This window comes from Streptococcus infantis, from assembly GCF_000963255.1.
GTDB lineage: Bacteria > Bacillota > Bacilli > Lactobacillales > Streptococcaceae > Streptococcus > Streptococcus nidrosiense.
In genome coordinates, this window is the sequence record NZ_JYOV01000010.1 from 87,222 (window position 1) to 98,147 (window position 10,926).

The 10,926-nt window shown below is 40.0% G+C and carries 10 protein-coding genes and 1 pseudogene; 4 read left to right on the forward strand and 7 right to left on the reverse strand.

Annotated elements, in window-relative coordinates; genetic code table 11:
- Positions 1 to 7: 7 nt before the first annotated feature.
- The 6 genes from glyA to TZ96_RS04155 are packed head-to-tail and all read right to left on the reverse strand — an operon-like array spanning position 8 to position 4,835.
- The gene (glyA, locus tag TZ96_RS04130; RefSeq protein ID WP_045763017.1) at positions 8 to 1,264 is read right to left on the reverse strand and encodes a serine hydroxymethyltransferase; all 1,257 of its coding nucleotides are present in this window, start codon (positions 1,262 to 1,264) and stop codon (positions 8 to 10) included.
- A gap of 49 nt (positions 1,265 to 1,313) precedes the next feature.
- The gene (locus TZ96_RS04135) at positions 1,314 to 1,745 is read right to left on the reverse strand and encodes a GNAT family N-acetyltransferase (RefSeq protein ID WP_045763018.1); all 432 of its coding nucleotides are present in this window, start codon (positions 1,743 to 1,745) and stop codon (positions 1,314 to 1,316) included.
- Between the two features lies 1 nt (position 1,746).
- On the reverse strand, positions 1,747 to 2,349 hold the full coding sequence (locus TZ96_RS04140; protein ID WP_045763019.1) for an L-threonylcarbamoyladenylate synthase: 603 nt from the start codon (positions 2,347 to 2,349) through the stop codon (positions 1,747 to 1,749).
- On the reverse strand, positions 2,333 to 3,169 hold the full coding sequence (gene prmC, locus TZ96_RS04145; protein ID WP_045763020.1) for a peptide chain release factor N(5)-glutamine methyltransferase: 837 nt from the start codon (positions 3,167 to 3,169) through the stop codon (positions 2,333 to 2,335). Before prmC ends, TZ96_RS04140 begins: the two co-directional genes overlap by 17 nt.
- Complete coding sequence (gene prfA / locus TZ96_RS04150) at positions 3,169 to 4,248, reverse strand: peptide chain release factor 1 (RefSeq protein ID WP_001028810.1); 1,080 nt, start codon at positions 4,246 to 4,248, stop codon at positions 3,169 to 3,171. Before prfA ends, prmC begins: the two co-directional genes overlap by 1 nt.
- Positions 4,245 to 4,835 (reverse strand): thymidine kinase, encoded by a 591-nt coding sequence (locus TZ96_RS04155; protein WP_045763021.1) that lies wholly within the window; start codon positions 4,833 to 4,835, stop codon positions 4,245 to 4,247. The genes prfA and TZ96_RS04155 overlap by 4 nt, the downstream gene beginning before the upstream one ends.
- A 123-nt stretch (positions 4,836 to 4,958) precedes the next feature.
- Here TZ96_RS04155 and TZ96_RS04160 point away from each other — a divergent pair, with 123 nt between their 5' ends.
- On the forward strand, positions 4,959 to 5,141 hold the full coding sequence (locus TZ96_RS04160) for a 4-oxalocrotonate tautomerase (protein WP_001117401.1): 183 nt from the start codon (positions 4,959 to 4,961) through the stop codon (positions 5,139 to 5,141).
- A gap of 122 nt (positions 5,142 to 5,263) precedes the next feature.
- Complete coding sequence (gene mnmE, locus TZ96_RS04165; protein WP_045763022.1) at positions 5,264 to 6,637, forward strand: tRNA uridine-5-carboxymethylaminomethyl(34) synthesis GTPase MnmE; 1,374 nt, start codon at positions 5,264 to 5,266, stop codon at positions 6,635 to 6,637.
- A gap of 287 nt (positions 6,638 to 6,924) precedes the next feature.
- Here the strand turns inward: mnmE and hemH are convergent, their stop codons facing one another.
- Complete coding sequence (hemH, locus tag TZ96_RS04170) at positions 6,925 to 8,019, reverse strand: ferrochelatase (RefSeq protein WP_045763023.1); 1,095 nt, start codon at positions 8,017 to 8,019, stop codon at positions 6,925 to 6,927.
- Positions 8,020 to 8,173: 154 nt separating this feature from the next.
- Between hemH and pepT the strand changes: the two genes are divergently transcribed.
- Both pepT and TZ96_RS10445 read left to right on the forward strand, forming a co-directional pair.
- Complete coding sequence (gene pepT, locus TZ96_RS04175) at positions 8,174 to 9,397, forward strand: peptidase T (RefSeq protein ID WP_045763024.1); 1,224 nt, start codon at positions 8,174 to 8,176, stop codon at positions 9,395 to 9,397.
- A gap of 107 nt (positions 9,398 to 9,504) precedes the next feature.
- Positions 9,505 to 10,795, forward strand: a pseudogene (locus TZ96_RS10445) (IS4 family transposase).
- Positions 10,796 to 10,926: the final 131 nt, after the last annotated feature.

The following is a 10,926-nucleotide window of genomic DNA, read 5'->3' on the forward strand; positions in this document are numbered from 1 at the left end:
AATAGTATTAGTCCTCATACAATGGGAAGGCATCTGTCAAGGCTTTGACCTCGCTTCTCACTTCTTCTAAGACAGCTTCATTTTCTGCATTTTTAAGGGCTTTAATGATAAGCTCAGCCACTTTACGACTTTCTTCTTCACCAAAACCACGTGCAGTTGTTGCTGCTGTTCCGATACGAATACCACTTGTCTTAAATGGTGACAAAGTTTCGTAAGGGATTGAGTTTTTATTTAGGGTAATATTGACTTCATCTAGCAAGTTTTGAGCAACTTTCCCATTTTCTACAACCTTAGTTACATCAACTAGAAAGAGGTGATTTTCAGTACCACCAGAGATAATACGGAAATCAGGGTCTTGCAAGAAGACTTCTGCCATAGCCTTGCTGTTCTTAATAACATTTGCTGCATATTCCTTGAAGGCTGGGTCCAATACCTCTTTGAAGGCAACAGCCTTAGCAGCAACAACGTGCTCTAATGGCCCACCTTGGATACCTGGGAAAATAGCAGAATTAATCTTCTTAGCAAGGTCTTCGTCATTAGTCAAAATCAAACCACCACGTGGTCCACGAAGGGTTTTGTGGGTCGTTGTTGTTGTAATATGTGCATAAGGGACTGGACTTGGATGAAGACCTGCAGCAACCAAACCAGCAATGTGCGCCATATCGACCATGAGTTTAGCACCAACAGCATCAGCAATTTCACGGAATTTTGAAAAATCAATAATTTGAGAATAAGCTGAAGCCCCTGCTACGATTAGTTTGGGTTTCACTTCTTGTGCTTGTTTTAAGATAGCATCAAAGTCCAAGAGTTCAGTCTCAGGATCAACACTATAAGAAACAAAGTTGTAGGTTTGACCAGAGAAGCTTACAGGAGCTCCGTGGGTCAAGTGACCACCTGCTGCCAAATCCATTCCCATTACCGTATCACCTGGCTCAACCAAAGCCATGTACGCTGCACAGTTGGCTTGACTTCCTGAGTGAGGTTGGACATTGGCGAATTTAGCACCGAAAATTTCTTTTGCACGTTCAATAGCCAGACTTTCAACGATATCAACTACATCCGTACCACCGTAATAACGACGTCCTGGGTAACCTTCGGCGTATTTATTGGTCAAGATAGACCCTTGAGCCGCCATAACTGCTTTAGAAACGACATTTTCAGACGCGATTAGCTCAATATTGTTTTGTTGGCGTTCCTCTTCTTTGGCAATAGCATTCCAGAGATCAGCATCGTATGCTTTAAAATCGTCTTTGTCAAAAATCATAGGTCTTCTCCTTTATAGTGTGACTGGTCCTTTAGTTTAAGAAAATATACTAAAAGATGCGAATAAACCGTTTCTGCACTTTATCACAAGTATAACCAACTTTTTCGTAAAATGCATGGGCACCCAGACGATGGTCTGCAGAATTTAAGCGAATGAAGTTATAGCCTCGTTTTTTTGCTTCTTGTTCCAATCCTTGGAGCAAAGTTTTTCCGATACCCTGACCTTGTGTTTGAGGCAAAACAGCTAAAGCTAGAATATTAAAACCTGGTTTTGAATAAAGGGATTCATAAACCTCGGCATGGACATAACCAAGTAAGTCATGGCTGGTCGAATCCTCGAAACCCAGTAGGTAGTGATGTGAGTCTTGAGATAACTTAGCTAGTTGACTAGCCGTTTCCTCTAAACTAAACGAATAGCCTAAAGCTTCTTTATTAATCTCACAAATAGATGCAACATCTGTTGTTTTCAAATCACGTAGCATTTCATACCTCCTCAAAAGGAATTGTTGGTATCTTGGCAAGGATATCTTCTCGTGTAATCGCTCCTTGACGTAGAATCTTCACCTTATCGCCAGATAGGTCTAAAATAGTCGAATCCTGACCTGTTAAAAAAGCATCGTCTTCGAGTCCCAAGACCTCTTGGTCAAAATCATGAAGAATCTTGTGAAAATTTACTCCACTTGATTGACCTGAGATATTGGCAGAAGGTCCGATTAAGGGACCAAACTCACGAATCAAGTCCAGAGTTACAGGATGACTCGGCATGCGAAATCCAACAGTTGTCAAATCTGAATTGACCCAGTAAGGAACCTTGTCATTAGCTTCTAAGATAATGGTCAAAGGTCCTGGCAAAAAACTTTCAACCAGTTTTTGGAGATAAGGTGGCTGATTCTTAGAAAAGTTCAAGATATCGTCTAGACTAGCAACATTGAGATTGAGTGCCTTGTCTCTTGGACGACATTTAAGCTGATAAACATGGTCAACAGCCTTTTTATCCAAAGCTTTTGCAAAGAGACCATAAACAGTCTCTGTTGGCAAAACTACAGCTCCACCTTTTTCAAGCTCTTTCTTAATTTTCTCCATCATCAATGACAACCATCCTATCTTGGCCAAATTGGTCTTTCAGAGTTCGAACTCGCTTCTCGGGAAAATTTTCCTTGAAAAGAGCTGGAACACTTTGACCTTGTTTGTAGCCAATTTCAAGATAAATCTTACCACCATCATTTAGATAGTCCTTTGATTCTTCCGCAATTCTGCGATAGATTGCTAGACCATCCTCATCTGCAAAGAGGGCTAAATGTGGCTCTGAATGGAGAACATTCAAACCTACTTCTGACTCATCTACTCGAGATATGTATGGTGGATTGGATACAATTATATCATATTTTGAAGAAATTTCGGAAAAACAATCAGATTTAATAAATGATAATGATAGACCTTGATTATTAGCGTTTTCCATCGCCAAATCCAAAGCATCCTGAGAAATATCGGCAGCTGTGATTGTCCAATCTAGTCTATTTTTAGCTAAGGCAAGAGCAATGGCTCCGCTTCCTGTTCCGATATCCAGAACTTTGAGGTTTTCCTTTGAATTCTCAGCCAAAACGAGTTCCACCAACTCTTCTGTCTCTGGTCGAGGAATCAAGACCCGCTCATCTACTTTTAACTGCATCTCAAAGAATTCAGCATGACCGATAATGTACTGGGCAGGTATATGATTTGCTAGTTTCGTGTAAATCTCCTCTACAAACTTGCTTTCCTCCTCTGAAGCTTCATGCTGAAGAGCAAAGACGAAGTCTGTAAAAGATAGATTTTTCTGGCTACGATAGACAAAGGAGAGGCTTTCTGCTTCCTCTCCCTGTGCTATCAACTTTTCCTCAAAATCTTTAAAAATTTGAGCTAGTTTCATTATTTGTTTAATTCTTCCAATTTTTGCGTTTGATCGTAAAGAACCAAGGCATCCACAACTTCATCTAGTTTACCAGACAAAATAGTATCTAGTTTTTGAAGGGTTAAGCCGATACGGTGGTCTGTCACACGGTTTTGTGGGAAGTTATAAGTACGGATACGTTCTGAACGGTCACCAGTACCGATAGTAGACTTACGCTCTGCGTCCTGCTCGTCTTGGGCAATCTGTGCAAAGTGGTCAGCAACACGCGCACGAATAATCTTCATAGCCTTCTCACGGTTTTTCTGCTGGGTACGTTCTTCCTGCATCTCAACCTTGATATTGGTTGGCAAGTGAACAATACGAACAGCAGTCGCAACCTTGTTGACGTTCTGTCCACCAGCACCAGATGCGTGGTAGATATCCACACGAAGATCTTTTGGATCAATATCGTATTCTACTTCTTCGACTTCAGGCATGACAAGGACAGTTGCTGTTGAGGTATGAACACGTCCTTGGCTTTCTGTCACAGGGACACGCTGTACACGGTGGGCACCTGATTCGTACTTAAGTTTAGAGTAAACAGACTGGCCTGATACCATGGCAACCACTTCCTTGAAACCACCGACACCATTCATAGATGCTTCCATGACTTCAAAGCGCCAGCCCTGGGCTTCAGCATATTTTTGGTACATAGTTAACAAGTCGCCAGCAAAGAGGGCTGCTTCATCACCACCTGCAGCTCCACGTATTTCAAGGATGATATTTTTGTCATCGTTTGGATCTTTAGGAAGAAGCAAAATCTTCAGTTTTTCTTCGTACTCTTCTTTTTCAGCCTTAGCATCTTTCAATTCTTGCTTGGCCATTTCTTCCAAGTCAGCATCTCCGCCTGATTCTTTAATCATCTCTTCGGCATCAATGATATTTTGAAGGACTTGTTTGTATTCGCGGTAGGCAGTTACAGTATCACGAGTAGAAGCTTCCTCTTTTGAAAGCTCCATGAAACGCTTGGTATCAGAGACCACATCAGGGTCGCTCAGCAATTCTCCCAACTCTTCATAACGGTCTTCTACAGCTTGTAGTTGATCATAGATGTTCATTTTTTCTTATTCTCCTTATTGATTTCAGGGGCAAAATAATGTTTACGGCAAACCGAGATATAGGTTTCATTGCCACCTATCTGGATCTGCTCACCATCATAGACTGGCAATCCGTCCTGCGTACGCAAGACCATGGTCGCTTTTTTCTTGCAATACTGGCAAATGGTCTTGATTTCGTCAATCTTATCTGCTAAGAGCAAAAGATATTTTGAACCTTCGAATAGTTCATTACGAAAGTCATTTTTTAAACCAAATGCCATGACAGGTATATCTAACTCATCGACAACACGAGCTAGGTCGTAAACATGGTGACGCTTTAAAAACTGGGCTTCATCGACAAGTACACAGTAAGGCTTTTCAGGTAAATCTCGGATAAATCCAAAGATATCCGTTGTTTCCTCAATAGCAACTGCTGGTCTTTTCATTCCAATGCGACTTGAAACATAGCCAACACCGTCACGCGTATCCAGAGCCGAAGTCATAATCACAACTCCCTTTCCTTGCTCCTCATAGTTATAGGCTACTTTGAGAATCTCAATCGTTTTTCCTGAGTTCATGGTCCCATAACGATAATACAACTGTGCCATGCTTCTATTTCACGTCCATTTCTAAATTTTTGCTACATTCTAGTATACCATATTTTCTCAAAGCTTTAAACGACAAATTGTGGTAAAATAGAAGAAATCAAATAACTAGTGGAGGACGCAATTATGCCATTTGTACGCATCGATTTATTTGAAGGACGCACGCTAGAGCAAAAGAAAGCCCTAGCCAAGGAAGTTACGGAAGCTGTTGTTCGCAACACTGGTGCACCTCAATCTGCTGTTCATGTCATTATCAACGATATGCCTGAAGGAACCTATTTCCCACAAGGCGAAATGCGCACTAAGTAAAGCTTAAGCAATCTGCTTAGGCTTTTCTTTATAAGTAACATTCATTGAAGAAAATACTAAAATTTGTTACAATTTGAAGAGATATTAGTCTATACAAACAAATAAACTATAAAGGAATTGAAATGATTACACGGGAATTTGATACCATTGCAGCAATCTCCACTCCACTAGGTGAAGGTGCTATTGGGATAGTCCGCCTAAGCGGAACGGATAGTTTTGCCATTGCGCAGAAAATCTTTAAAGGCAAGGACTTGAGCAAGGTTGCTAGCCACACTCTTAACTACGGCCACATTGTTGATCCTCAAACTGGTAAGGTCATGGACGAGGTTATGATTGGGGCTATGAAATCTCCAAAGACATTCACTCGTGAAGATATTATCGAGATTAACACTCACGGTGGAATCGCCGTAACCAATGAAATTCTCCAACTGGCTATCCGTGAAGGAGCTCGCATGGCAGAGCCTGGTGAATTTACCAAACGTGCCTTCCTAAATGGACGTGTGGACTTGACTCAGGCTGAAGCTGTTATGGATATCATCCGCGCCAAGACTGACAAGGCTATGAATATAGCGGTCAAACAATTAGATGGTTCCCTTTCTGACCTTATCAACAATACTCGTCAGGAAATCCTCAATACACTAGCACAAGTAGAGGTTAATATCGACTATCCTGAATACGACGATGTTGAAGAAGCCACTACTGCTGTTGTTCGTGAGAAAACTTTGGAGTTTGAACAACTCTTAACCAATCTCCTTAAAACAGCCCGTCGTGGGAAAATCCTTCGTGAAGGGATTTCAACGGCTATCATTGGTCGTCCAAACGTTGGGAAGTCTAGCCTTCTTAATAACCTCCTGCGCGAAGATAAGGCCATTGTAACTGATATTGCAGGGACTACTCGAGACGTCATCGAAGAATACGTCAATATCAACGGTGTTCCACTGAAGTTGATTGATACTGCAGGTATTCGTGAAACGGATGATGTCGTGGAACAAATTGGTGTTGAACGCTCCAAAAAAGCTCTCAAGGAAGCTGACTTGGTACTACTTGTCTTAAACGCTAGCGAACCTCTAACTGCCCAAGACCGACAACTTCTTGAAATCAGCCAAGATACCAACCGTATCATCCTACTGAACAAAACTGACCTACCTGAGGCTATTGAAACTCAGGAACTTCCTGAAGATGTCATCCGTATTTCAGTTCTCAAAAACCAAAACATTGATAAGATTGAAGAACGGATTAACAACCTCTTCTTTGAAAATGCTGGCTTGGTCGAACAAGATGCTACTTACCTGTCTAATGCCCGTCACATTTCCTTAATTGAAAAGGCAGTAGAAAGCTTACAAGCTGTTAACGAAGGTCTTGAGCTGGGGATGCCAGTTGATTTACTTCAAGTTGATTTAACCCGTACTTGGGAAATCCTTGGGGAAATCACTGGTGATGCTGCTCCAGATGAACTCATTACACAATTGTTCAGCCAATTTTGTTTGGGTAAATAAGAAAAAACTAGGCCCCAAAAATGCTAGTCACCTAAAAAGAGGTTGGGACAAAAAGATCCCGACCTCACTTTTTATTATCAATCATAATTTGACGCGGTAGCTGATTGAACTTTTTGTTCGTCTTTTAGACTCCAAAAAGCTCCTAATCATCCTCGCGGGGCTGGGACTACGAAATCAAGACTTTGTCTATTGATTTCTGTCCCACCGCCTTTTCTTTCACCTTCTAAGTTATATCCTGCCTTAGCGGATATTTGAAACAAAACTTACCAGTTCTTTTCTATTTTCACTTAGTCTTTGGGCAATTTGCCAGCTTTTTCAAGCATTTTTTTGATTAAATAAGGCATCTTGACATTTTCACGACCTTTTTTCTCAATTAATTTTTTAACAAATTCTGGCATTTGTAAGTCTTGTGATTCATCTAAAATATTCTTAGTTTCATCTGAAGGGACTAATTCATCAAAGGTCTCTTCTTCTGGGAGGAATTCTCTAAATTCTTTATGTTCGTTAGCTCGGACAATATTGACCAAGGCAGCAATCAAACGAGAATCTGTATTTGGCATTGGTGGACGATGGTAGTTCACACCCAATTCTTGACACAAGTCATGACATTCCACATCGTTGTCAAACAAAACTTCAATGTGTTCACTAATAAAACTAATAGGTACAAAAATATAATGCTCCGGATGTTCTTTCTGCTCTCTAAGATATTCCAGGACATCTGGCTTAATCCAAGGAATACCAATATCACTTTCGCTCTGCCAAGTGTTGGTATATTGGTCTGGATTTAAGTCTAATTTCTCAGCAATTAGTTTGCTATTTTCGAAAATCTGGTCGATATAAGGATCACCAAAATCCAAGGCAAAAATGGGCACACTGTGGGCAGAAAAGATGACTTTAAAGCTATCCTGTTTCACCTTTTCTTTTAAAATCTTAGCAATTTCATCTGCCCAATAGTTTAAGAGTGCTTCTTCTTGATACCAGTCCTTAATAACTAAAAACTGAATTTGTTTACTTTCCAAAAACTTTTCATAACCCATGACAGAGTAAAAGGAATAGTGTGGCTCCAAAATCAAGCAAATACACTTTTCAATTCCATCTGCTTCCATTTGCCGAATCACATCTGGAATAAAGGGAGTTGAAAATTTATTGGCAAAATAGACACTATATTCATTTCCCAATCTAGCTTCTACTAAGGCAACTTCTTCACGGGTGATTTTTTGAAGTGGGGTTCCTCCAATTCGAACATAATTATCATAAAGTGTTTGAATCTCGTGATCTTGAGGTCGAACTCCACGACGAATGTTGGTAAAAAAGTCGGCTACTCCTTCAAAGGTAATCTCTTCTGGTGAACCAAATGTCATCATTAAAATCGCTTTTTTCATATTTGCATCCTTGTGATATTTTTATCTTTTTTATTGTATCACTAAAACAGCCATAAGTAAACGCTAACATAAGAATGTTACCTCCCTTCTGACTTTTGTTTTTCTCTTCTTTCTATGATACAATGGTTTTAAAAGAAGGAAAAAAGGAGTTATGATGAAATATCCAACATTGTTGGAGCGTTTTTTGACTTATGTCAAAGTCAATACACGTTCTGACGAACATTCAACCACTACACCAAGTACCCAAAGTCAAGTAGACTTCGCAACCAATGTCCTCATCCCTGAGATGAAACGTGTTGGTTTGCAAAATGTTTACTACCTACCAAACGGTTTTGCTATCGGAACCTTACCAGCCAACGACCCAAGTTTGACTCGTAAGATCGGTTTTATCTCCCACATGGATACAGCTGATTTTAATGCTGAAGGTGTCAATCCACAAGTTATTGAAAACTACGACGGTGGAGTTATCGAACTTGGGAATTCAGGTTTCAAACTTGATCCAGCTGATTTTAAGAGTTTAGAGAAATATCCTGGCCAAACTTTGATTACTACAGATGGGACTACATTGCTCGGTGCCGATGACAAATCTGGTATCGCTGAAATCATGACCGCTATCGAACACTTAAACGCTCATCCTGAAATTAAGCACTGTGAAATTCGAGTTGGATTCGGACCAGATGAAGAAATCGGCGTTGGTGCCAATAAATTTGATGCAGAGGACTTCAATGTTGACTTCGCTTATACAGTTGACGGCGGACCTATAGGAGAATTGCAATACGAAACCTTCTCAGCGGCCGGTGCTGAACTTCATTTCCAAGGTCGTAATGTGCACCCAGGTACTGCTAAGGGACAAATGGTTAACGCTCTTCAGTTGGCAATTGACTTCCACAATCAACTTCCAGCTGGTGACCGACCTGAGTTGACTGAGGGTTACCAAGGTTTCTTCCATCTCATGGATATAACTGGTACTGTTGAGGAAGCGCGTGCTAGCTACATCATTCGCGACTTTGAAAAAGAAAGCTTCGAAGCGCGTAAAGCTGCAATGCATGCTATTGCTGACAAGATGAACCAAGAACTTGGCAGCGATCGTGTAGCCTTGACTTTGACAGACCAATACTACAACATGAAAGAAGTTATCGAAAAGGATATGACTCCAATCACTATTGCTAAAGCAGTGATGGAAAGTCTTGATATTACACCAATTATCGAGCCTATCCGTGGTGGAACAGACGGTTCTAAGATTTCCTTCATGGGAATTCCTACTCCAAATATCTTCGCTGGTGGCGAAAATATGCACGGTCGTTTCGAATATGTCAGTCTCCAAACTATGGAGCGTGCAGTTGATACAATCATTGGAATTGTATCTTATAAAGATTAAAAAAGAAGTAGCAAAGCCAATGTCATTAAGTTAAGAAATTCAAATACAATTCTGTATTTGGGTTTCTTTTTTTATGTGCTAAACTGATAGTTAAGGAGGTACTTCCTATGATAAAACAGATAAAAGCCCACTTGAATAAGAGTATTCAGAGTATCCTTGGTCAAAAAGTTGAGCTCGTCAAACAAGATGAACAGGCCTTTACTCGTAAAAGAAGGTTATCACTAGAAACCATGATTCGTACCATTCTGGGAATGGGAGGAAAATCACTGTCAAAAGAATTACTAGATGCTAGACTGACAGTTTCAAATTCAGCCTTTGTTCAAAGACGCTATCAGATAAAACCTGAGGCTTTCTATACCTTATTTAAAGAATTTACAGCACCTATTCCACTTAACACCAATCTTCCGATATTCGCTGCAGATGGGAGTGATATCTGTATTCCTCGAAATCCCATGGATACAGAAACCTCTATCCAAACCCAAACGGATGTTAAATCCTATAATCTCATACACATAAATGCCCTATACGACTTGACGACTGGAGTGTATAGAGATGTTTCTATTCAAGACAAACATACGCAACATGAGCGCTTAGCTCTGATTCAGATGATGAAGGCTTCTCCCTTTCGAGAAAGCTCTTGTTATCATGGATAGAGGCTATGAAAGTTACAATCTCATGGCTCATTTTCAAGAAAAAGGATGGCTTTATATCATCCGAATTCGAGATGGAAAACAATCCATGCGTTCCTCCTTCAACTTGCCAAATACAGAGTGTTTTGATCAAAACTTTTCTCTAAAATTATCACGAAAGCAAACCAATCAGCTCAAAAAACTTTATCGTGATTTCCCCAATGACTATCATTTTATTCCACACAATTCTACTTTTGATTTTCTTCCAGAAACAAGTCAAAAACATGACCCTGTTGAACTATACCAACTTCCTTTTCGTTTGGTGCGTTTAGAAGCGGAAGAAGGAAAATACGAAACTTTGGTGACAAATACAGACTATTCAGTCCAACAATTAAAAAATCTCTACGCCAGCAGATGGGGCATAGAGACTAGTTTTCGTGACCTGAAATACAGTATTGGCTTGGTCAATTTTCATGCCAAAAAGAAGGAAGGGATTCTCCAAGAAATCTTTGCCCGATTTACAAATTTTAACTTTTGTCGTTGGGTAACCTCGCAAGTTGCCATCGACAGTAGTCACAAAAAACAAAGATATAAAGTGTGTTTCTCAGATGCGACTTATGCCTGCCGTTTGTTTTTTAACGGTTCCCTTTCTTCTCTCCAGTTGAAAAACTACCTCAAGAAACAGTTATCTATTATTCGACCGAATCGAAAATATCCAAGAAAAATAAAGGCCCAATCGGTAATTGATTTCATCTATAGAGTAACATAAATCTCAAAAAATAGGGTGAAAAAACCTTTATTTGTTATGCAAAAAAAATAGAAGATAGGATAGAGAATCACTTTGATGATCTCAATCCTATCTCCTATTCAAATAGTTAGATTACTAACTTAATGACATTG

What these genes read in the sequence shown, in the direction of transcription:
- mnmE (WP_045763022.1), top strand. Translation starts at nt 5,264, where the DNA reads ATGATTACACGGGAATTTGATACCATTGCAGCAATCTCCACTCCACTA.
- prfA (WP_001028810.1), bottom strand. Translation starts at nt 4,248, where the DNA reads ATGAACATCTATGATCAACTACAAGCTGTAGAAGACCGTTATGAAGAG.
- TZ96_RS04160 (WP_001117401.1), top strand. Translation starts at nt 4,959, where the DNA reads ATGCCATTTGTACGCATCGATTTATTTGAAGGACGCACGCTAGAGCAA.
- prmC (WP_045763020.1), bottom strand. Translation starts at nt 3,169, where the DNA reads ATGAAACTAGCTCAAATTTTTAAAGATTTTGAGGAAAAGTTGATAGCA.
- TZ96_RS04135 (WP_045763018.1), bottom strand. Translation starts at nt 1,745, where the DNA reads ATGCTACGTGATTTGAAAACAACAGATGTTGCATCTATTTGTGAGATT.
- pepT (WP_045763024.1), top strand. Translation starts at nt 8,174, where the DNA reads ATGAAATATCCAACATTGTTGGAGCGTTTTTTGACTTATGTCAAAGTC.
- TZ96_RS04155 (WP_045763021.1), bottom strand. Translation starts at nt 4,835, where the DNA reads ATGGCACAGTTGTATTATCGTTATGGGACCATGAACTCAGGAAAAACG.
- glyA (WP_045763017.1), bottom strand. Translation starts at nt 1,264, where the DNA reads ATGATTTTTGACAAAGACGATTTTAAAGCATACGATGCTGATCTCTGG.
- hemH (WP_045763023.1), bottom strand. Translation starts at nt 8,019, where the DNA reads ATGAAAAAAGCGATTTTAATGATGACATTTGGTTCACCAGAAGAGATT.
- TZ96_RS04140 (WP_045763019.1), bottom strand. Translation starts at nt 2,349, where the DNA reads ATGATGGAGAAAATTAAGAAAGAGCTTGAAAAAGGTGGAGCTGTAGTT.